We start from the raw sequence: 21268 nt of genomic DNA, 5'->3' as shown, positions 1-21268 counted from the left end.
ATTGAATTATCCACCCCATCTGGCACGATTGGCTGGGGTAAAAATCTGCTCCCACCCCTGCTGCCGGCCAAGGGCGCGCGCAGCTCAGGGCGTCCTTTCATCCTGTCATCGAGGATCTTCATGCACGCACCCGCCACCGGTCGCTACCGCCACTTCAAGGGGGGTTACTATCAAGTGCTCGCCCTGGCCCTGCACACCGAAACCCAGGAACAGCTGGTTGTCTACCAATCCGAGCAGGATGCACAGGTCTATGCCCGCCCGGTTGCCATGTTCATGGAGTGGATTGAGCATCAGGGGCAGGTGGTGAGCCGCTTCACACCTGTGGCATGAGGGGGTGATCAAGGTCCATAAGAAAAGGCGCACCAGGCGCCTTTTTCATATGGGTATCGGGCTTACAGGCCCAGATTGGCTCTGGCATAGGCCTCAAAATCGGTGCAGCCACCGATGTGCTGCTCGTCCAGGAAGATCTGCGGCACTGTGGTGACGGGCTTGCCCGCCTTGGCGGCCAGATCGTCCTTGGTGAGCCCGGCGACGTTGATATCCACATAGCGGAATTCGAAGTCATCGCGCTCCCCGGTCAGTTGCTCGGCAATCTGCTTGGCACGAACGCAATAGGGGCAACCCGGGCGACCAAAAATTTCTACAAACATCTTTTCTCTCCGTTAGATAAGGCCGTTGAGACGAGGCTGGCGACAGCATAGCCTCGGCTTTGGGCCAGTCAAAGCTGAAAATACCGATACGCGCATTCGCCGTGCTCGATTGCACCCCGCCAGGTGCCGACACAGAGGTCGGCACCTTGGGCGGCACTCTGGATTCGTGGCTGCTGAGCGATGCGCTCCACTCAAGCCAGCCTTACTGCTTGGCACTCAGGATTCGTGGCTGCCGAGCGATCCGTTCCGCTCCACTCCACTCAAGCCTGCCTTACTGCTCGGCAATCTGGATGGGTTGCTGCTGATAGATGCTCTCCAGCACCCCCTTCTCGAACACCGTCCAGGGCCAGGCGGCCTTGCTGGCGCGGTAGCGCTCGTGGGTCGCCGGATCCTGGGAGAGGCCGCGCTGGAACATCACGAAGGCCTTGCGCTGGCCACCGGCGGTGTCGATAAAGCCGGCCAGGTTGGAGGTGCCGGTGATGGTGCCCGTCTTGGCGTGCACCTTGTTCTTCATCATGGGGGCGGTGACGCTGCGTCGCCAGGCCAGGGTGCCGTCCACCTGGGAACTCGGCAGCAGCTTGATGAAGTCGAGCTCGGCGTCGTTCTTCTGGATGAAGTTCAGCACCGACAGCATCTGGCGTGCGCTGATGAGGTTGTGAGCGGAGAGGCCGGAGCCGTCGGCCAGGGTGGCGTTGCCCAGATCTATGCCGTGCTTGGTCAGGATGGCGCGCACCGCCATGGTGCCGCTGCGATAGCTGCCCGGCTTGTTGTAGTAGTGACGACCCACGGTTTTGAGGAAGGTGTCGGCGTAGAGGTTGTCAGATTTCTTCAGCATCTTGGAGAGCATCACCGGCAGGGAGACCGAGTAGTGGGTGGCCAGGGTATCGGCGCTCACCGGAGCCTGATGGGTGACCCGCAGCAGACCATCGTGGCTGATCCCGGCGCGGTTCATGGCCCAGCGGATGTTGTCCCAGCCCCAGGCTTCCACGTCGTGGATAGCAAAGCGCAGGCCCTGCGGCTCCTTGTTCGGGGTGATGCAGCCCTTGAGTTCGTAGAAGTTGCCCTTGGCCATGTCCACTTCCAGGGCGCAGAACTGACGCGCCATGTCGCCATAGCTCATCACCTCCACGTTGTCGGCACCTATGCCGATAGGGACGCCGGTGGCGACGTTGCCCACCGCAGGCCTGCCAATCTGGGTGGCGGTGATGGTGCCGTAGGCGCAGTTCTTGTCGATGATGACGGCGGAGACGGGGGCTGCGAAGCAGAGGGTCTGATCCCCCCAGGACCAGCCGTTGCCGCGCTCATAGCCGTTGTAGGCGCCGGTGTTGACGTAGACATTGCCCTGGATGCGGGTGACCCCTAGCTGCTTGAACAGGGCCACCAGATCCATCCGCGACAGTGTGGGGTCGCCGACGAAGTTGATCCAGATGTCGCCATTGATGGTGTTGCCTTGTCTGGCGCCAGCCTGGGCCTGGATCTCGGTGGCGAAACGGAAGTCGGCGCCGAGCTCGAGGCGGGCGGCCAGGGCGGTCAGCACCTTCATGGTGGAGGCGGGGGCTATCATGTCGTCGGCGTGACGGGCAAATTCCACCCCGCTGTTGCCCTGGACTATGACGGCGTACTGGCCCCCCTTGGGCGGGGTCAGCGGGGTGGCCTGGGCCACCAGGGAAAAGAGAGCACAAAAACCAATCAACAACCGCTGCATAAGATCCTCTAACTGAACGAAGGGCGCCGGCAGTGCGATGCGCCCCTGATAATCAAACCTGGTGACTGTCATTTGCCCGCCAGACGGCGTGGCTAGGCAAAGGCGTTGGCAGTGCGGTACCGCCCTTCATAATCAAAAATTTTCTCCTTCACCTGCCAGAAACGCCCCGACTTGCGTGCGATGACGAAATCCGGGTGACGGAACTGGCTTTGCGCAGCCAGCACGCTCGCCAGAGTGGTGAATTCGGGCTCCAGGCCCGGGGCGGGCCAATGATGACGCACAAAGCGTTGTTGAAACAAGCGCCGCGCACCGCTGGTGTGAAAGGCGAAGTACTCCGTCAGGGTGAGACCGTCCTCATCGTGGTAGGTCACCTCCAGCCGCTCCCCCTGTTTGCCGCGCCCTGCGGTGAGGGTCAGCCCCGCGCAGCGAATGACCATGCAGTCCTTGAGATTGAGGGCTTCCTTGAGCTTGTCGTCGGGATCCACCAGCAACTGGTCGCAGCTCTGGCAGCGGCGGGCGGCGATGTCGTTTTCGGCGCCGCAGGCGGGACAGATCTTGGCGCGAAAGCGGTAGTCGCACTCCTCGCGGTGGCCCTCGTCATCTTCAAACAGCCCCTGGCAGCGGCGGCCGTAGTGCTCGACCACCTTGCCCTCCTCGTCTGTCTTGCCCCAGAAGGTGTTGGCAAAGCCGCAGGCGGGGCAGGGGACCTGTACCGGCTCTGTGCCGGCGTGGGGTCTTGGCTCTCCCACTTCGGGGGCAAACAGGTTGAAGTTGTTGCCTGCATAGTCGAGCACCAGACAATCTGTCTTGCCCGGCGACAGGCGCAGGCCGCGCCCGACGATCTGCTGATAGAGCGACACCGACTCGGTGGGGCGCAGCATCACGATGAGATCCACGTGGGGGGCATCGAAGCCGGTGGTGAGCACCGCCACGTTGACCAGAAACTTGATCTCCCGCTCCTTGAAGGCATGGATCAGGGCATCGCGCTCCGGCCCCGGGGTTTCGCCGGTGACGAGGGCAGCCGTCTGGGATTTGGCGAGCAGCAGCCCCTGAATTTCCCGGGCGTGCTCGACGGTGGCGGCGAAGATCATCACCCCTTGCCGCTCGGCGGCATACTCTAACACCTGACTCAGGATATGGGGGGTGACCCGCTGCTGGCGCTTGAGCTCGCCGTTGAGGTCCGCCTCGCTGAAGAGGCCGTTCTCCCTCGGCACCAGCTTGCTGAAGTCGTAGTGGACTATGGGGGCGTCTATCATGCGTGGCGGCGTCAGGTAGCCGTTTTTGACCATGAAGCGCAGGGGCAACTCGAACACGCAGTCGCCAAAGAGCCGCTCGCCGTGGCTCTTCACCATGCCGTGGTAGTGGCGCCGGTAGATCCAGCCCAGCCCCATCCGGTACGGGGTGGCGGTGAGCCCCAGGATCTTGAGGGCCGGATTGGCCCCCTTGAGATGGTCGATCACCTGATGGTACTGGCTGTCGTCATCGAGCGAGATTCTGTGGCACTCGTCGATGATGAGCAGGGAAAACGCCCCATCAAACGCGGTCAGGTTGCGGGCCACCGACTGCACCGAGCCGAACACCACCTGGGCGCTCGCCTCCTTGCGGGCCAATCCGGCGGCGAAGATGTCGGCCTTGAGTCCCCAGGCCTCGTACTTGGCGTGGTTCTGCTCCACCAGCTCCTTGACGTGGGCCAGCACCAGCACCCGGCCACGGGCCTTGCGGGCCAGTTCGGCGATCACCAGACTCTTGCCTGCCCCGGTGGGCAGCACCACCACGGCGGGATCCGGGTGCTTGCGAAAGTGGCTGATCACGGCGTTGACGGCGTCGGTTTGATAGGGTCTGAGAACGAACATGGGGGCGTGGCGTGTGAGCATGGTGCGGCGCAGGATGGCGCCATTATAGGGATCTTGGGGCCACAAAAACAGCGGGCCGGCATGATGCCGGCCCGCAGGTACCACCAAGGTGCTTAGTGGAAGGGGAACAGGTAGTTGAGCCAGCTGCCCATGCGCAGCAGGATCTTGCGCATGATGGCCACATGGTGCATGTGGTCGGTGTAGATGGCGGCCTGACCGCTGGAGCCCGCGATCACCTGATACTGGGCCCAGTCTGGATCCGTGATGCGGATGAGCACCGGCAGGCGACCCGGTTGCTGCGCCGAGCTCTGATCCACCAAGGGGGCGTTGGCTTGCACGTTGCCGGACGCTATGGCCGGGATGATGGCCTCGACCTTGCCCTTGAAGATACGGCCTGGGGCACCATCGATGACCACTTCCGCTTCGTCACCCGCCTTGAGGCGTTGCATGCTGTTCTGCCAGAACCAGCCCACATAGAAGTTCTCGTCCTTGTGAACGAAGGTCATCACGGGGCGATACAGGTAGGGAGTGGCCACCATGCCGGGGCGCAGGGCCATTTGCACCACATGACCATCGCTCGGGGCATAGACCACGGTTTGGGACTGCTGGTACTTGGCTTCCATCAGTTGGGCCTGCAGATCGTTCAGGGTGGCTTTCTGCTGGTCAATCTGGGCCACGATATCGTCCACGTTGGCCTGCGTCACGTCCAGATCGCGCTGTTTGCCGACGCCACGGCGCATCAGGTCTTTGGCGCGATCCCGGTCCAGCACTGGCGGAGCGGAGTCTGGCGCTGATGGATTTGAGGTGCTCGCGGCGGTGAGACGGTGCGGTGAGGCTGTTGACTTTCAGGCGAACGGCTCGTCATCGATCGAAACAGCACGTCGCCTTTTTCACCGGCTGGTTGGGCTTGCACCGGGACCTCGGTCACTCGTCCCTTCACCAGCGGAACGACAGGGGTGGAGACGTAGTAATTGCGCGCCATCTCGGCAGTAGGGGTGGTTGTAGTTCATCAGCATGATGAGGGTGCCGATGAGCAGACGCCACCCAGTGCTGCGGTCGGTACAGTCCACTTGTTGAGCGGGATGCGGAAGATTTTGAATATGGCTACACAGAGCGCCGTATAGGTCAGGATCAGTAGCAGGTCCATGGTTTATCCCTGTTGCTCACTCTGTTCGATAGTGTTGATACGGCTCTTCAGATCCGCCAACTCCTGCTTGAGGGCCGCCAGCTCCTCTTCATCTTTTTGCAGCCGCTGGCTAAAGCCCCAGCCGCGATCGGGGCGATAGATGGTTGCCCAGATCCAGAGGAAGGGCCACAGCACATGCAGGGTAAACAGGCTGACCCAACCTGCCACGTGAATGGCATCCTGATGAGGGTGATTACGATGTTTGGCAATCTCGTAAGGAATATCGTGGATAACGATGACTCCATAAAAAATGACCAGCCCGACAAAGACGAGCAGACCAAGTGCAAAATAATCAAGGGCCATTTATAACCTCCGCTGGCATGACGCACAGCTTAATCATTGGTTCCAACAAGCACTAAAGCAATTAAGAATCACACATTTATCGTCAGTTCGCCCGGAATCTTAAAGCTATTCGCTGTATTGAAGCTGAAGCCATTCAACAGTTGTTTTATTAGTCTTTTTGTCATTAAAAAAGGCGCCATCAGGCGCCTGAACCTCTGGTTGGGGCTGCTGCTCATGCTAGCCCAGGTCACGGCAGCATGGGCCGCCGAACCCCGGCTGGAGCCGACCGTGCAGGAGAAGGCACAGACCCTGGTGCTGCTCCATGAACCCATCGTCATGCTCCAGGCCAAGTTTGGCAGTCTGGATGGGGCGGGCAGGGTCCGGCTGGTGCAGGAGCGGCTCAAGCAGATGCAGGCCTCCGATCTTGAACAGCCGGTGGCCGTGGTGAGCGCCAGGCGCTTCGGTCAGGACAGCCGGGAGTTCCTGGTCAACGGCAAGCGGATCCTGGTGCTGGTGGAGGGGGATCTGGAAGCCCTCGACGAGCTGACGCTGGATCAGGCGAGCGAGCGTGTCCGGCAGCGGCTCGACAAGGTACGGCTCAAATACCTCGAGTTGCACTCCACCCCCTATCTGGTCAAGGCTGGCGGCTTGGCGCTCTTGTCCAGCCTGTTCTTCTTTGGTCTTATCTGGTCTCTGCAATGGGGTCATAGACGAGTCAGGAAGTGGCTCGCCAATCGCCTCCTGCTGCAGAAGGGATTGATCCCCCATCAGTGGCGCCAGGTAGCGGGCAACGTGGAGGTCCGCCTGCTCGGCCTGCTGACCCTGTTGCTGATCTTCATGCTCACCTATGGCTGGCTCACCTATGTGCTTGGTCTCTTCCCCCAGACCCGGGCCTGGAGCGAGCGGCTGGGAGACTCCCTGTTTGCCCTGTGCGGCGACATGCTGGAGGGCATGATTGCGGCCATGCCGGGCCTGGTGACAGTGATGCTGATCGTCATCATCACCCGCTTCTTCATCCGTATGCTGGCCATTCTCTTCGATCGCATCGAGCGGGGGCAGTTTCGCGTGCAGGGGCTGCATGCCGAGACCATAGGCGCGACCCGGCGGCTGCTCTCGGTGGTGATCTGGCTGTTTGCCCTGACCGTGGCCTACCCCTATCTGCCCGGTGCCGACTCCGACGCCTTCAAGGGGATCAGCGTCTTCTTCGGCCTCATGGTGACCCTGGGGTCGGCGGGCATCATGAACCATGCCATGAGCGGCCTGGTGCTCATCTACTCCCGCGCCCTGCGGCCAGGCGATCTGGTGCAGATTGGCGAGGTGGAGGGGATGGTGAGCGAGCTCAATGCTCTCTCCACCAAGCTGGTGACACGCCAGGATCACGAGGTGACCCTGCCCAATGCCGTGGTGGTGGGGGGCAAGGTGGTGAACCTGACGCGGCTGGCGGGGGAGAAGGGGGTCGCACTGCTGACCAAGGTGACGATCGGCTACGATGCGCCCTGGCGTCAGGTGCACGCCATGCTGGAACTGGCGGCCCGGCGCTGCACCATGCTCAATCAGACCGAGCCGCCCCTGGTGCGTCAGCTCAATCTGCAGGACTGGTATGTGGAATACGAGTTGCAGGTACGGATGAAGGCGGACTTGCTCCCCGCCGTGGTCAAGACCGAGCTCCACGGCCACATCCAGGATGTGTTCAACGAGTTCGGTGTGCAGATCATGTCCCCCAACTTCATCGCCCAGCCGGAGCAGGCGGTGCTGGTGGCCAGGGAGCACTGGTATCAGGCGCCCGCCGAGGCGCCCGGGACGCCCGCCAAGGAGTGAACCCCTGGAAAATGAAGAGGCCCGGCAGCAATGCCGGGCCTCTTGTCATGGGGAAAACACAGTCTCTGGACTCAGCTCTCCTTGGCTTCCCTTAGCTGGGAGGGTCTGAACTTCACCAGGAAGGCCAGGGTGATGAGGGCGGTACTCACCAGACCTATGATGGTGGAGACGTTCATCGCCAGCCCGAAGCCGATGGGAGCGTTGGCCAGGTAGGTGATGACCACGGCTGTCATGAAGATGGCGGGTATGGTGCAGATCCAGTGCAGCTTGCCCTCCTTGATGAGGTAGGCGGCGGCGGCCCACAGCATGATGACGGCCGTGGTCTGGTTGGCCCAGCCGAAGTAGCGCCAGATCACCCCAAACTCGGCCTTGGAGATGATGAAACCGAGGATGAACATGGGGATGGCGATGAGCAGGCGCTTGACCAGCGGCTTCTGGGTCATCTTCAGGAAGTCCGCCACTATGAGGCGGGCGCTGCGAAACGCGGTGTCACCTGAGGTGATGGGCAGGATCACCACGCCCAGGATGGCCAGAATGCCGCCCACTGTGCCGAGCAGGCTGGTGGAGACCTCGTGTACCACGGCCGCCGGGCCGCCGTTGGCCATGGTGGCGTTGAGCGCTTCGGTGCTGTCGTAGAAAGAGAGACCCAGGGTGCACCAGATGAGGGCGATGATCCCTTCCCCTATCATGGCGCCGTAGAAGATGAAGCGACCGGACTTCTCGTTCTGCATGCAGCGCGCCATCAGCGGTGACTGGGTGGCGTGGAAGCCCGATACCGCGCCACAGGCGATGGTGATGAACAAGAGCGGCCAGAGCGGCAGCTCGGTCGGGTGCAGGTTGGAGAAATCCATCCCTGTGTTGTAGAAGCCTTTGCCGGAGACGATGAGGCCTATGATGAGGCCGACCGACATGAACACCAGCAGGGCGCCGAAGATGGGATAGAAGCGGCCGATGATCTTGTCGATGGGGACTATGGTGGCGAGGATGTAGTAGGCAAAGATCGCCACTATCCAGTAGACCAGATCGGTGGAGGTGAGGTTGGCGAGCAGGCCCGCCGGGCTCAGCACGAAGACCACGCCCACCAGCATCAAGAGCACCACGGCGAACAGGTTCATGAAGTGCTTGGCGGCGGTGCCGAGGTGCTCACCGACCACGGTCGGTACAGAGGCCCCCTTGGCGCGCACCGACAGCATGCCGGAGAAGTAGTCGTGAACCGCGCCGGCGAAGATGCAGCCGAACACTATCCAGAGCATGGCGACCGGGCCGTAGAGGGCACCGAGTATGGGGCCGAAGATGGGGCCGACGCCGGCGATGTTGAGCAGTTGAACCAGGTAGACCTTCTTGTCCGACATGGGGACATAGTCCACTCCGTCGGCCATGGTGATGGCGGGGGTGGCCAGCTCGGGTTTGGGGCCGAATATGCGTTCGACGAATTTGCCGTAGATGAAGTAGCCCGCTACCAGCAGGCCGACACAGAGGAAGAACCAGATCATTGTTACGCTCCAGCATTGTTATTTTATGGTGTGCGCGGTCAGTCTAAAACGGTGGCGCCTGGCTGGCAGGTGAAACTCCCCGAGCGGCGCTTTGGCGCGCCGAGCGGTCGGCGGCTGTGATCAGGCGCACACTCCGCGGCTCAGTCCAGCCCCAGTTGATCTTTGAGCTCCTTGAGATAGCGACGACTGACCGGCACCCGGGCGCCGCTCGGGGTGACAATCTCTGCCAGCTGGTTATCCAGCAGCCGGATCTCGAAGATGGCGTTGGGGGAGACCAGATACTGGCGGTGACAGCGCAGCAGCGGGCTCTTTTCTTCCAGCGATTTGAGGGTGAGCTGGGTGTGGAACAGCTCGCCCTGACAGGCCACATGGACCCCGCCCAGATCGGAGAAGGCATATTCCACCTGCGCGATGGGCAGCAGCCTGACCCGATTGTGCAGATAGCCCGGAATGTGTTCGATGGTGGGGGCCAGCCGCTCGATGGGCTGCGGGGAGATATCCTGCTTGAGGCGAGCGAGGGTCTTGGCCAGCCGGGCGGGCTCCACCGGCTTGAGCAGGTAGTCGAAGGCGTTCTCTTCGAAGGCCTGAATGGCATATTCGTCAAAGGCGGTGACAAAGACGATGCGGGGCAGGGGGTCGAGCATGGCGACCAGCTCCATACCGCTCAGCTTGGGCATCTGGATATCGAGGAACACCACATCGGGCTTGAGGCGCTGAATAAGCGGCAGCGCCTCGATGGCGTTGGCCGCTTCCCCCACTCTCGATGGCGGGATCGCAGGCCAGCTGCAGCCTCAGCTCTTCGCGGGCGTAGTGTTCGTCATCGACAATCAGGGTGCGGATCATGGTTGCTCCTTGGGGATGGTGAACGACACCCGGGTCCACTGCTCAGGCTCGCAGGCAATGGTCACGCCATAGCGCTCGCCAAAGGCGCTTTTCAGTCGCCGATCGACAATGGTCATGCCAAGACCGTCGCCAGCGGGGTGCGCTTGCCAGGTGCCTGCATTATCTTCCACGTGGATGGTGACGCTGGTGGGATGCTCATCGGTCCAGAGGCGAATGCGCCCCTGCTCCAGCAGGGTCGAGATGCCGTGCTTGATGGCATTCTCGATCAGCGGTTGCAGGGTGAAGCTGGGCAGTCGCAGTGTGGCCAGATGGGGCGGGATCTCGTTTATCACCGTCAGCCGATCGCCAAAGCGGGCCAGCTCGATCTCCAGATAGGATTGGCAGTGCTCCTGCTCCTCCTGCAGGGTCGCAAGGCCGCTCTGGCGCTTGAGGTTCTTGCGAAAGAACAGCGAGAGGTGCAGCAGCAGGTCTGCGCCTTGTCCGGATCGCGCCGGGTGATGGCACTGATGGTGTTGAGGGTGTTGAACAGAAAGTGGGGGTTGATCTGGGCCTGGATCAGCTTGAGTTCGGACTGCACCAGCAGCCGCTGATGCTGCTCCAGCCGACCGGCCAGCAACTGCTGTGACAGCAGGTTGGCAATCCCTTCCCCAGGGTGTGGTTGATCTTGAGAAGACAGCCGCTTCTTCGGCTCGTAGAGCTTGATGGTGCCGATCACTCCTTTGTCCCCCTGCAGCGGGATCACCAGCACCGAACCCAGCTGGCATGCGGGGAGAGGCTGCAGCGATAGGGCTGGCTGTTGCCATCGGCAAACAGCACCTTGTTCTGGGCAATGGCCTGCATGGTGATGGCTGACGCAATGGGGGTGCCCGGCAGATGGTGATCTTCGCCGGTGCCGATAAAGGCGAGGATCTGCTCGGTGTCCGTGATGGCGACCGCCCCCACGCCGGTCTCCTCCTGAATGATGCGGGCAATCTTGTTGCTCGCCTCCGGGGTAAAGCCCTGACTCATGATCCCCACTGTGCGGTTGGCGATATTGAGCGCCTTGGCGGAGAAGACCCGGGAGAACTTCTCATACATCCGCTGCTGGTCGCGGATCATGCTGATAAAGAGCGCCGCGCCGCAGGAGTTGGCCAGGATCATGGGGGTGGCGATGGTGCGCACCAGCAGCAGGGATTTGTCGAACGGGGTCGCCACCAGCAGGATGATCACCATCTGCATGATCTCGGCATAGAGGGTGGTAAAGAAGGCGATGCGTGGTTCAAACAGGGCATCCGTTCGCCCCGAGCGCATCAGCCGCCAGTGCACTATGCCCCCGAGCAACCCCTCGCAGGTGGTGGAGATGGCGCAGGCGAGATCGGTAAATCCCCCCAGCGTATAGCGGTGCAGGCCGCCGGTCAGCCCCACCAGAAAGCCCACCAGCGGCCCCCCCAATAGCCCCCCAGCACGGCGCCGACCGCCCGGGTGTTGGCGATGGCATCATCGATATCGAGGCCCACATAGGTGCCGAGGATGCAAAAGCTGGAAAAGATGATGTATATCAGTATCTTGTGAGGTAGTCTCACGGAATAGTTGGCAAGCGGGCGCAGCAGCGGGCTTTTCGAGAAGAGATAGGCGATCACCAGGCTGACGCTCATCTGTTGCAGCAAGGAGAGGACCAACTGCATAAAAAACGCTTCCTCATAAGCCAGCTGAAAAAATATTCAGCCCGTGAACTGTGATCAAGATCTTGTTCTGTTGGCCCAACTGGGCGCAACGGGGGTCAGTTTGCCAGAACAAGTGGATAAAACCATATAAAATCAGCATGTTAAATTGATATTTGTGTAAGCGGCAGCGGGTTGATATTGATGGATGGAGCATGAATGTATCCGCTGGATACGCCACACGGAGGTGGCATGCTCCGCCCGGCCCCTTCGGCTGGGCGTTTTTTATACATGGTCAGTTGGCAACCTTCTGATGGGGGTTCGAGCAATTATTCCGGTTTGTCCAATGAGTTATCCCCAGCTTCTGGGGATAACTCAGAAGGCGAAAGTAGTAGCAGAAGCGGCGGGTCAGGTTGAAGAATGCCGTTGTCCCTCATCCAGCTCTTCCTGTTTGATAAAAGCAGTGATGGTGCGTTCATCTTCCCGCAGATCGATCATGGCGACGGCTTCCGGCCGCTGGGCCTTGATATAGGGCAGGATCTTCGGTTTGAGGGGCATGGTGGGCTCGGTCGAGAGCACCAGCGCAATGCTCTCGTCGGAAAGTTTCACCAGTGAACCCGGCGGATAGACCCCCAGCACCTTGACCAGCAACTGACCAGATTCTGGTCGAACTTCTTCTGGGATAACTTGTAGAGCTGGCTGATGGCCTGACTCGGCGCGGCCGGGTTACCGCTGTTGCGGGGATGGAGCAGCTCGTCGTAGAAGTCGACCAGCCCGATGAGGCGCGCCAGCGGCGGGATCTCCCCGCCCTTGATCCCGAGCGGATAACCGCTGCCGTCGAGCCGCTCGTGGTGCAGATGGGCGACCTGACGGATTTTCGGTTCAAAGGCGTTGAGCTGGGTCAGCATCTCCAGCCCGTACTGGGGATGCATATTGAGGAAGTTCTGCTCGGCCTTGCTGAGATCCCCCGTTTTTGGGTGATCTGGCTCGGGATTTTCAGTTCGCCGATGTCGTGGATAAGTCCCGCAAGTCCCGTCTCCTCAATCTCGATGGGGTTCATGCCGAGTTCGCGTGCCATCAGCATGGCGATAAAGGCGACGTTGAGGCTGTGTTGCAGCAGGATATCGGTGTGCTGGCTGCGGATAAGGTGCAGGCCCAGAGAGGCCCTTCATGCTCGGCGAGACGGGTGGCGACTGTGCGCACCATCTGGGCGGTGTTGGCCAGCCCCTCGTCGGGCTTGAGATTGAGGGCGCCGAGGGCGTCGCGAAGATCTGACAGGGATTGGCCGAATGCCTTGTCGGCGGTGCGAAGGGAGCGGCGAAAGGCCTTTTCGTCGAACGCGGGTTCAGTCGGGAGGGCGGAGGCATCTTGCGTCGCCCCGAGATCGGGTGAAGGTGCCGGCTCGGCCCGCAGCAGGGGCTCGACGGGCAGATCGCTCTTGTCGGGATCCACCATCAGCAGGGTGAGTTCGAGGTGGCGGAGAATGTCGAGCTGTTGCTGATCGCGGATCTTGAAGGCGTTGAACATGAAAGGGTGGCTGGTCCATCCCGTGGGGAGATGGATGTAGTGGCCGACTCTCAATTGTTCGATGGAGGCCTGGATCAGCGCCATAGACTCACTCTTCTGTCGAATTTGCCTATCAACAAGCTAGCAAAATTAAACAGATAGACAAACAAAAAAGCCCGCGCATGTGCGCGGGCTCTTGTCATCCTGGCCGGTTATCAGGCTTTGGATTTTTTCTTGCTGTCTACCTTGGCGTCGACTTTGGCCTCAACCTTGGTCGCTACCTGAGCTTCCTCGGTGAAGGGGCGGCCGTAGTAGGTGTCCATCAGTATGGCTTTGAGCTCGGTGATCAGCGGGTAGCGCGGGTTGGCGCCGGTGCACTGGTCATCGAAGGCTTCCAGGGCCAGCTGGTCAACCTTGGCCAGGAAGTCGGTCTCGTTCACGCCGGCTTCACGGATGGAGGCCGGGATGCCCAGAGTCGCTTTCAGCTCGTCCAGCCAGGTCAGCAGCTTCTCGATCTTGGCCGCGGTGCGGTCACCGGCGGCAGTCAGACCCAGGTGGTCGGCCACTTCGGCGTAGCGACGACGAGCCTGCGGACGGTCGTACTGGGAGAACGCGGTCTGCTTGGTCGGGTTGTCGTTCGCGTTGTAGCGGATGACGTTGCTGATCAGCAGGGCGTTGGCCAGGCCGTGCGGGATGTGGAACTCGGCACCCAGCTTGTGGGCCATGGAGTGGCACACACCCAGGAAGGCGTTGGCGAACGCGATACCGGCGATGGTGGCGGCGTTGTGCACCTTCTCACGGGCAACCGGGTCGTTGGCACCGTTCTGGTAGCTGGACGGCAGATACTCTTTGAGCAGTTTCAGGGCTTGCAGCGCCTGACCGTCGGAGTATTCGTTGGCCAGCACGGAGACATAGGCTTCCATGGCGTGGGTTACGGCATCGATACCACCGAAGGCACACAGGGACTTGGGCATACCCATGACCAGGTTGGCATCGACGATGGCCATGTTCGGGGTCAGCTCGTAGTCGGCCAGCGGGTACTTCATGCCGGTGGCGTCGTCGGTCACGACCGCGAACGGAGTCACTTCAGAACCTGTACCGGAAGTGGTGGTGATGCAGACCAGTTCTGCCTTCACGCCCATTTTCGGGAACTTGTAGATACGCTTGCGGATGTCCATGAAGCGCATGGCCAGATCTTCGAACGCTGTGTCCGGGTGCTCGTACATGACCCACATGATCTTGGCGGCATCCATGGGTGAACCACCGCCCAGGGCGACGATCACGTCCGGCTTGAAGGAGTTCGCCATCTCGGCGCCCTTGCGTACCACGGACAGGGTGGGGTCGGCTTCCACTTCGTAGAAGATTTCCACTTCCATGTTCAGCTTCTTGAGCAGACGAACCACTTCATCGGCATAGCCGTTGTTGAACAGGAAACGGTCGGTGACCACCATGGCGCGCTTCTTGCCTTCCAGGTCGCCCAGGGCGATCGGCAGGGAACCACGACGGAAATAGATGGATTTCGGAAGTTTGTGCCACAGCATATTTTCTGCCCGTTTTGCGACTGTCTTCTTGTTGATCAGGTGCTTGGGACCGACGTTCTCGGAGATGGAGTTACCACTCCAGGAGCCGCAACCCAGGGTCAGGGACGGGGCGAGAGCGAAGTTGTACAGGTCACCGATACCGCCCTGGGTGGAGGGGGTGTTGATCAGGATACGAGCAGTCTTCATCTTGTCGCCGAAGTACTTGATGCGGTCGGCGTTGCGATCCTGGTCGGTGTAGAGGCCGGAGGTGTGGCCGATACCACCGATGTTGACCATGTCGCAGGCCATTTCGACGGCTTCTTCGAAGTTCTTGGCGCGGAACATACCCAAGGTCGGGGAGAGTTTCTCGTGAGCGAACTCGTCCTCTGCACAAAGCTCCAGACCTTCACCGATCAGGATCTTGGTGGTGGCAGGCACTGTCACACCGGCCATGGCGGCGATCTTGGTGGCGGGCTGGCCCACGATGTCGGCGTTCAGGGCGCCGTTGATCAGCAGCACTTTACGCACCTTGTCGGCTTCGTCCTTGGAGAGGATGTAGCCGGCGTGAGTAGCGAAACGCTCCTTGACCTGGTTGTAGATGGAGTCAACCACGATGACGGCTTGCTCGGACGCACAGACCACGCCGTTGTCGAAGGTCTTGGACATCAGGATGGAGGCGACGGCGCGCTTCACATCGGCAGTCTCGTCGATGACGATGGGCACGTTGCCGGCACCCACGCCGATGGCGGGCTTGCCTGAGGAGTAGGCGGCTTTCACCATGCCCGGGCCACCGGTGGCCAGGATCAGGTTGATGTCATCGTGCTTCATCAGCGCGTTGGAGAGTTCGACTGACGGTTGGTCGATCCAGCCGATGATGTTCTTCGGGGCACCGGCGGCGATGGCTGCATCCAGTACCAGCTTGGCAGCGGTATTGGTGGAGTTCTTGGCGCGGGGGTGCGGGGAGAAGATGATGGCGTTGCGGGTCTTCAGGGAGATGAGGGCCTTGAAGATAGCAGTGGAAGTCGGGTTGGTGGTCGGCACTATGCCGCAGATGATGCCTACCGGCTCGGCGATGGTGATGGTGCCCATCTCGTCGTCCTGGCTCAGGATGCCGCAGGTCTTCTCGTCTTTGTAAGCGTTATAGATGTATTCGGAGGCGAAGTGGTTTTTGATGACCTTGTCTTCGATGATGCCCATGCCGGACTCAGCCACTGCCATCTGGGCCAGAGGGATACGGGCGTTGCTGGCGGCCAGTGCGGCGGCGCGGAAGATCTTGTCTACCTGCTCTTGCGAGAAGCTGGCGAATTCACGCTGGGCTTCTTTGACGCGGGCAACCAGTGCATCCAGTTCAGCCAAATTGGTTACTGCCATGTTTATCTCCTGATGATTTGAAAACTGTTTAGTAAGACCTTGGCAATGCCCGGCAATTATAGCCGCCCTGTCAAGGAGAGAATCACCATAACGGGGTATTTACATGCCTTACTAAATTGTTTTCTGGCTCGATTATAGAGCCGGGATGTGTCAGAAAAGATTGATCTGGATCATATGTAACAAAAGAACAAAAGAAATTTTGTTTCACCATCCCGACCGGCCAGATGTTACGCATTTGTAGAGTAGAGCGCCGGGGGGATGAACACGAGGTGAACAGCCATTTTTTCGCCTGGTGTCAAACCCTTGCCTCATATCCTCCCCTATTTCGCCGCTGGCAGGGGGGGCGCTGAGGCCCTGCCTGGCGGCGGCCCTTGAAAGCCTCTCGCCCCGAAGAGAGGCAGGCGTTTCATTTCTGTTGGAAAAAATGGTGGTTGTTTTCATCCAGTGCAGGGCCTTTGCGCCGGACTTTGGATGGCTGTTCGGCAAACACCATAACGACGCCTTTGTGGGGGCACTGCTTGCGCCATGGTTGTCCCGGGCACATCAGGATGAAGATTGGGCGCCAGCCAGGGGCGAGCCGTGGGGATGAATAGGGGTTATCCCCTGGGGGCCTCCGGATCAATCCATGAAAATGACGCTTTATTGAAGGGAAATAGGGTGATGGCTGGGCGTTTCGACATAAAACGCCACCATACTTTGCTGGCGTGTTAAATGGTCTCCATAACGGTTAACAACTCGATATGTTGATTTTTGTCGATTCATTAGAGGAACTAACTGAAAAGCCCCGGAAAGGGTGAGATTATTTGATTGGAGAAGGGAAATATCATGGTGTAAATTTACGCGCAGTTTGACGGGGATGGCCCTCGGTGGCCCGAATTGGTTCTGGATGGCGCTTATGGCAGCAATTGACTTCTCTTTATACCTGAAATTTTTCGTCGGCCTGTTTGCGATCATCAACCCGCTGGGTCTGTTACCGGTCTTTGTGAGCCTGACGGGCCACATGCAACCGGATGAGCGCAGGAAGACCAACACCACGGCCCACATTGCCGTGATGATTATCCTCATGGTCTCCATGACCATGGGGCAGCTGATCCTCGACGGTTTCGGCATCTCGCTGGCGTCGTTCCGCATTGCCGGCGGCTCGCTCATCACCCTGATCGCCTGGTCCATGTTGCAGGGCAAGCTGGGGGAGGTGAAGCACAACAAGCAGGAGAAGGGTGAACTGGCCGCTCGCGAATCCATCGCCGTGGTGCCGCTGGCACTGCCCCTGATGGCAGGCCCCGGGGCCATCTCATCCTCCATCGTCTATGCCAGCCAGAAGACCCTGACCGAGCTGATGGGCATGTTCGTGGTGGTGATGGCCTTTGCCTACTGCTCCTGGCTCATCTTCCGTGCCGCCCCTCTGCTGTTCAAGCTGATGGGCAATACCGGCATCAACGTGGTGACCCGTATCATGGGTCTCATCATGATGTCCCTCGGTATAGAGATCATGGTGGCAGGGATCAAGGGAGTCTTTCCCGGATTGATGTGATTCAGGTCTGTTTTGTCGGAGCCGGTCCTCGTGACCGGCTTTTTATTGTTTCTTTTTTGTTAGTCATTTCCTAGAATCGAGCGGCTTTGTATGAAAAACACCCATTGCGCGATATTTAAATGCTGAATAAATGGTTTAAAGCTGTTTTTTTGACCGCCAAAGCCGTCCCTACCTGATGATATCTATTGCATTATCAGAATTGTCAGGGAATTATGCGGGCAGCGGGATTTTTATCTCGTGAATGGACAAATGCATGGAACGTTCTTGTTGGAGTATGGAAATGACTCATAGAAAAACAATTATTAATACCCTTTTATTGACCGCACTCTTTGGTGGCGCCACCCTGGCCCACGCCGCCGACGTCCCCGCCGGCACCAAGCTCGCCCCCGAGCAGACCCTGGTGAAAGGCAATGGCTCCGAGCCAGCCACCCTGGATCCGCACAAGACCGAAGGAACGGTTGAATCCAATATTCTGCGCGACCTGTTCGAGGGTCTCGTCAGCTCCGGCCCCAAGGGTGAGACCCTGCCCGGCGTCGCCGAGTCCTGGGAAACCAAGGACAACAAACACTTCGTGTTCCACCTGCGCAAAGATGCCAAGTGGTCCAATGGCGAGCCGGTGACCGCCCATGATTTCGTCTTCGCCTTCCAGCGTGCAGTAGATCCCAAGACTGGCTCTCCCTATGCCTGGTACATGGAACTGCCGACCATAGTCAACGCCAGTGCCATCATCGCGGGCAAGAAGCCTGCCGACACTCTGGGCGTGAAGGCCAGCGACGACTACACCTTCGAAGTCCAGCTGGAAAAAGCCATCCCCTATTTCGTCAGCATGCTGTCCCACACCACCACCTACCCGGTCCCCAAGGCGGTGATCGAGAAGTTTGGTGACAAGTGGACCCAGCCGGCCAACATGGTCTCCAACGGCGCTTACAAACTGAAGGGCTGGGTCGTCAACGAGCGCGTCGATGTCGAGCGCAACCCCAATTACTGGAACAACGCCAAGACAGTGGTCGAGAAGGTCACCTACCTGCCCATCCAGTCCACCAACGCCGAGCTGAACCGCTACCTGGCCGGGGAACTGGATATCACCTACAACATGCCCATCGAGCGCTTCAAGCAGATGAAGAAGGAGCACCCGAGCGAGGTGCAGGTGAGCGGCTATGTGGGCACCTACTACTACACCTTCAACACCAAGCGCAAACCCTATGATGATGTGCGGGTGCGTACCGCGCTCACCTATGCCATCGATCGCAACGTGATCGCCGACAAGGTGATGGGCAAGGGCGAGACCCCGGGCTATGCCCTGGTGCCCGACTTCGTGGACGGCTTCAAGCCGGTGGCCCCTGCCTGGTCCAAGCTGACCCAGGCCGAGCGCGACGCCAAGGCGAAAGAGCTGCTGACCGAGGCCGGTTACGGCCCAGGCAACCCGCTCAAGTTCGAGCTGCTCTACAACACAGACGACAACCACAAGAAGGTGGCCGTGGCCGTCGCCTCCATGTGGAAGAAGCTGGGGGTGCAGGTGAGCCTGGTGAACCAGGAGTGGAAAACCTACCTGGAAACCCTCAAACAGGGTCAGTTTGATGTGGCTCGTCGTGGCTGGATTGCGGACTACAACGAAGCCTCCTCCATGCTGGATCTGATGCAGACCACTCACGGCAACAACGACGGCAAGTACTCCAATGCCGCCTTTGACAAGCTGATGAGCGAGTCGCGCAATCAGGTGGATGCGGATGCGCGCAACAAGCTCTATGTCCAGGCCGAAGAGATCCTGGCCAAGGACATGCCGATCGCCCCCATCTATCAGTACGTGACCTCGCGCATGGTCAAGCCCTATGTGGGCGGTTACCCGGCCAACCCGCTGGATAACCTCTACAGCAAAGACATGTACATCATTGCTCACTGAGTAAAGCAACAAGTCGCATAACAAGCAGGCCCGCCAGACGGCGGGCCTTAGTATTAAAACCGCGACCCTTTGGAAGCAGTACAGGACAGGAAATGTCTATGTTGAAATTCATCCTTAAACGTCTACTGGAAGCGATCCCGACTCTGCTGGTCTTGATCACAGTCTCCTTCTTCATGATGCGTTTCGCACCGGGTAACCCCTTTACCAGCGAACGCGCCCTGCCGCCGGAAGTGCTTGCCAATATCGAGGCCAAGTACGGCCTGGACAAGCCCATAGGCGTGCAATACCTCACCTATCTGGGCAACCTGGTCCAGGGAGATCTGGGGCCCTCTTTCAAGTACAAGGACTTCACCGTCAATGATCTGGTGAGCCAGGCGCTGCCTGTTTCCGCCAAGATAGGGAGCGCGGCTTTCGTCCTTGCCGTCTTGCTGGGAGTCACCTTCGGCACCATTGCGGCCTTGAAACAGAACACCTTCATCGATTATCTGCTGATGTCGTCGGCCATGGCCGGGGTGGTGATACCCGGCTTCGTGCTGGCGCCCTTGCTGGTGCTCTTCTTCAGTATCTACCTGGGCTGGTTCCCGGCGGGAGGCTGGCAGGGGGGCGGGGTGCAGTTCATGGTGCTGCCGGTGTTCGGCATGATGATGTACTACATCTCCGCCATCTCCCGCATCATGCGTGGCAGCATGATTGAGACCATGAACTCCAACTTCATCCGTACCGCCCGCGCCAAGGGGCTGCCGCTGCGCCATATCATCCTGAGGCACGCGCTGCGTCCGGCCATGCTGCCTGTGGTCTCCTATCTGGGCCCGGCCTTTGTGGGCATCATCACCGGCTCAGTGGTGATCGAGACCATCTTCGGTCTGCCGGGGATTGGCCAGCTGTTCGTCAACGGTGCCCTCAACCGTGATTACTCCATGGTACTCGGCCTGACCATTTTGGTCGGGGCGCTGACCATCACCTTTAACGCCGTGGTCGATATTCTCTATGCCGTCATCGATCCCAAGATCCGTTACTAAGCCGGGAGTACATCATGGTAGTCACAACTGAAAAGCGCGAAGCCGTCGAGGCGTTCGCCCAGCAAGTGGAAGTGGTGGAAGGACGCTCCCTGTGGAAGGATGCCCGTCGCCGTTTCCTGCGCAACAAGGCGGCCCTGACCAGCCTCATCATCCTGACCATCATAGGTCTGGCGGTGATCGTCGGGCCGCACCTGTCCCAATACACCTTCGACGATCCGGACTGGGGCGCCATGCAGGCCGCCCCTGACATGGAGACGGGTCACTGGTTCGGTACCGACAGCCTGGGGCGCGATCTCTTCGTGCGCACCCTGCTCGGCGGCCGCATCTCGCTCATGGTCGGCATCATGGGGGCCGTGGTGGCCGTCATCATTGGCACCCTGTATGGCGCCGCCTCCGGCTTCATCGGCGGTCGCGTCGACAGCCTGATGATGCGGGTACTGGAGATCCTCAACGCCTTCCCCTTCATGTTCTTCGTCATCATGCTGGTGACCTTCTTCGGTCGCAACCTGGCCCTCATCTTCCTCGCCATAGGCGCGGTGAGCTGGCTCGACATGGCGCGTATCGTGCGAGGCCAGACACTGAGCCTCAAGAGCAAGGAGTTCATCGAGGCGGCCCACGTCTGTGGCGTCTCCAAGTGGAAGATCATCACCCGTCACATAGTCCCCAACGTGCTGGGGATAGTGGCGGTCTACGCCACCCTGCTGGTGCCGGGCATGATCATGTTCGAATCCTTCCTGAGCTTCCTGGGGCTGGGTGTGCAAGAGCCCATGACCAGCTGGGGTGCCCTGCTGGATGAAGGCTCCAAGTCGATGGAAGTGGCCATCTGGCAACTCCTGTTCCCCGCCGGTTTCATGGTGGTGACCCTGTTCTGCTTCAACTTCCTCGGGGATGGTCTGCGTGATGCCCTCGATCCAAAGGATCGGTAAGACGCCAACGGATCGATAAGACGCC

The 21268-nt window shown here is 59.9% G+C and carries 12 protein-coding genes and 4 pseudogenes; 6 read left to right on the top strand and 10 right to left on the bottom strand.

The genetic code is table 11. The features are described from left to right. The first annotated feature begins 120 nt into the window (after window positions 1–120). The gene (locus tag ACF2JD_RS01495) at window positions 121–330 is read left to right on the top strand and encodes a DUF1653 domain-containing protein (RefSeq protein WP_182785702.1); all 210 of its coding nucleotides are present in this window, start codon (window positions 121–123) and stop codon (window positions 328–330) included. 62 nt (window positions 331–392) lie between these two features. Here the strand turns inward: ACF2JD_RS01495 and ACF2JD_RS01490 are convergent, their stop codons facing one another. The 5 genes and pseudogenes from ACF2JD_RS01490 to ACF2JD_RS01470 form a co-directional block, all read right to left on the bottom strand. Further along, entirely contained in the window at window positions 393–650 is a 258-nt protein-coding gene (locus ACF2JD_RS01490; protein WP_413825261.1) for a GrxA family glutaredoxin, read from the bottom strand. A gap of 271 nt (window positions 651–921) precedes the next feature. Further along, on the bottom strand, window positions 922–2355 hold the full coding sequence (dacB, locus tag ACF2JD_RS01485; RefSeq protein ID WP_234677589.1) for a D-alanyl-D-alanine carboxypeptidase/D-alanyl-D-alanine endopeptidase: 1434 nt from the start codon (window positions 2353–2355) through the stop codon (window positions 922–924). Window positions 2356–2447: 92 nt separating this feature from the next. Next, complete coding sequence (locus tag ACF2JD_RS01480; RefSeq protein WP_440986610.1) at window positions 2448–4208, bottom strand: DEAD/DEAH box helicase family protein; 1761 nt, start codon at window positions 4206–4208, stop codon at window positions 2448–2450. Between the two features lie 113 nt (window positions 4209–4321). Next, a pseudogene (locus ACF2JD_RS01475) lies at window positions 4322–5355 on the bottom strand (HlyD family secretion protein). Window positions 5356–5358: 3 nt separating this feature from the next. Further along, window positions 5359–5697, bottom strand: a complete 339-nt coding sequence (locus ACF2JD_RS01470) for a DUF3302 domain-containing protein (protein WP_005337862.1) — start codon at window positions 5695–5697, stop codon at window positions 5359–5361. A 213-nt stretch (window positions 5698–5910) separates the two neighbouring features. Between ACF2JD_RS01470 and ACF2JD_RS01465 the strand changes: the two genes are divergently transcribed. Further along, entirely contained in the window at window positions 5911–7494 is a 1584-nt protein-coding gene (locus ACF2JD_RS01465) for a mechanosensitive ion channel domain-containing protein (RefSeq protein ID WP_440986609.1), read from the top strand. A gap of 71 nt (window positions 7495–7565) precedes the next feature. Here the strand turns inward: ACF2JD_RS01465 and ACF2JD_RS01460 are convergent, their stop codons facing one another. The 5 genes and pseudogenes from ACF2JD_RS01460 to adhE form a co-directional block, all read right to left on the bottom strand. Continuing rightward, the gene (locus ACF2JD_RS01460; protein WP_106887196.1) at window positions 7566–8987 is read right to left on the bottom strand and encodes a carbon starvation CstA family protein; all 1422 of its coding nucleotides are present in this window, start codon (window positions 8985–8987) and stop codon (window positions 7566–7568) included. 140 nt (window positions 8988–9127) lie between these two features. Then, window positions 9128–9830, bottom strand: a pseudogene (btsR, locus tag ACF2JD_RS01455) (two-component system response regulator BtsR). Beyond that, window positions 9827–11494: pseudogene (locus ACF2JD_RS01450) on the bottom strand (LytS/YhcK type 5TM receptor domain-containing protein). The pseudogenes btsR and ACF2JD_RS01450 overlap by 4 nt, the downstream one beginning before the upstream one ends. Window positions 11495–11855: 361 nt before the next feature. Further along, window positions 11856–13081 (bottom strand): annotated as a pseudogene (locus ACF2JD_RS01445) (HD-GYP domain-containing protein); the annotation flags it as partial. A gap of 110 nt (window positions 13082–13191) precedes the next feature. Next, window positions 13192–15867 carry a bifunctional acetaldehyde-CoA/alcohol dehydrogenase gene (adhE, locus tag ACF2JD_RS01440; RefSeq protein ID WP_163153832.1) on the bottom strand — a complete coding sequence of 892 codons (2676 nt, stop codon included), beginning with the start codon at window positions 15865–15867 and terminating at the stop codon, window positions 13192–13194. An 895-nt stretch (window positions 15868–16762) separates the two neighbouring features. Here adhE and ACF2JD_RS01435 point away from each other — a divergent pair. From ACF2JD_RS01435 to oppC, 4 genes are all read left to right on the top strand, one after another. Further along, window positions 16763–17398 carry a YchE family NAAT transporter gene (locus ACF2JD_RS01435; RefSeq protein WP_162520114.1) on the top strand — a complete coding sequence of 212 codons (636 nt, stop codon included), beginning with the start codon at window positions 16763–16765 and terminating at the stop codon, window positions 17396–17398. A 280-nt stretch (window positions 17399–17678) separates the two neighbouring features. After that, window positions 17679–19298: an ABC transporter substrate-binding protein gene (locus ACF2JD_RS01430; RefSeq protein ID WP_163134993.1), complete on the top strand. Its 1620-nt coding sequence runs from the start codon at window positions 17679–17681 to the stop codon at window positions 19296–19298. Window positions 19299–19396: 98 nt separating this feature from the next. Further along, on the top strand, window positions 19397–20317 hold the full coding sequence (gene oppB / locus ACF2JD_RS01425) for an oligopeptide ABC transporter permease OppB (RefSeq protein WP_106887190.1): 921 nt from the start codon (window positions 19397–19399) through the stop codon (window positions 20315–20317). 14 nt (window positions 20318–20331) lie between these two features. Continuing rightward, the gene (gene oppC, locus ACF2JD_RS01420; RefSeq protein ID WP_111912458.1) at window positions 20332–21243 is read left to right on the top strand and encodes an oligopeptide ABC transporter permease OppC; all 912 of its coding nucleotides are present in this window, start codon (window positions 20332–20334) and stop codon (window positions 21241–21243) included. Window positions 21244–21268 lie beyond the last annotated feature (25 nt).

The sequence above is a fragment of the Aeromonas ichthyocola genome, from assembly GCF_046087985.1.
GTDB lineage: Bacteria > Pseudomonadota > Gammaproteobacteria > Enterobacterales > Aeromonadaceae > Aeromonas > Aeromonas rivipollensis.
Note: the sequence above shows the minus strand (reverse complement) of the source record. Positions and strands in the feature narration are given on the sequence as shown.

Bases quoted from the DNA above. Each gene is read 5' to 3' on its own strand.
- ACF2JD_RS01495 (WP_182785702.1), top strand. From the start codon at position 121: ATGCACGCACCCGCCACCGGTCGCTACCGCCACTTCAAGGGGGGTTAC.
- ACF2JD_RS01490 (WP_413825261.1), bottom strand. From the start codon at position 650: ATGTTTGTAGAAATTTTTGGTCGCCCGGGTTGCCCCTATTGCGTTCGT.
- dacB (WP_234677589.1), bottom strand. From the start codon at position 2,355: ATGCAGCGGTTGTTGATTGGTTTTTGTGCTCTCTTTTCCCTGGTGGCC.
- ACF2JD_RS01480 (WP_440986610.1), bottom strand. From the start codon at position 4,208: ATGTTCGTTCTCAGACCCTATCAAACCGACGCCGTCAACGCCGTGATC.
- ACF2JD_RS01470 (WP_005337862.1), bottom strand. From the start codon at position 5,697: ATGGCCCTTGATTATTTTGCACTTGGTCTGCTCGTCTTTGTCGGGCTG.
- ACF2JD_RS01465 (WP_440986609.1), top strand. From the start codon at position 5,911: ATGCTAGCCCAGGTCACGGCAGCATGGGCCGCCGAACCCCGGCTGGAG.
- ACF2JD_RS01460 (WP_106887196.1), bottom strand. From the start codon at position 8,987: ATGATCTGGTTCTTCCTCTGTGTCGGCCTGCTGGTAGCGGGCTACTTC.
- adhE (WP_163153832.1), bottom strand. From the start codon at position 15,867: ATGGCAGTAACCAATTTGGCTGAACTGGATGCACTGGTTGCCCGCGTC.
- ACF2JD_RS01435 (WP_162520114.1), top strand. From the start codon at position 16,763: ATGGCAGCAATTGACTTCTCTTTATACCTGAAATTTTTCGTCGGCCTG.
- ACF2JD_RS01430 (WP_163134993.1), top strand. From the start codon at position 17,679: ATGACTCATAGAAAAACAATTATTAATACCCTTTTATTGACCGCACTC.
- oppB (WP_106887190.1), top strand. From the start codon at position 19,397: ATGTTGAAATTCATCCTTAAACGTCTACTGGAAGCGATCCCGACTCTG.
- oppC (WP_111912458.1), top strand. From the start codon at position 20,332: ATGGTAGTCACAACTGAAAAGCGCGAAGCCGTCGAGGCGTTCGCCCAG.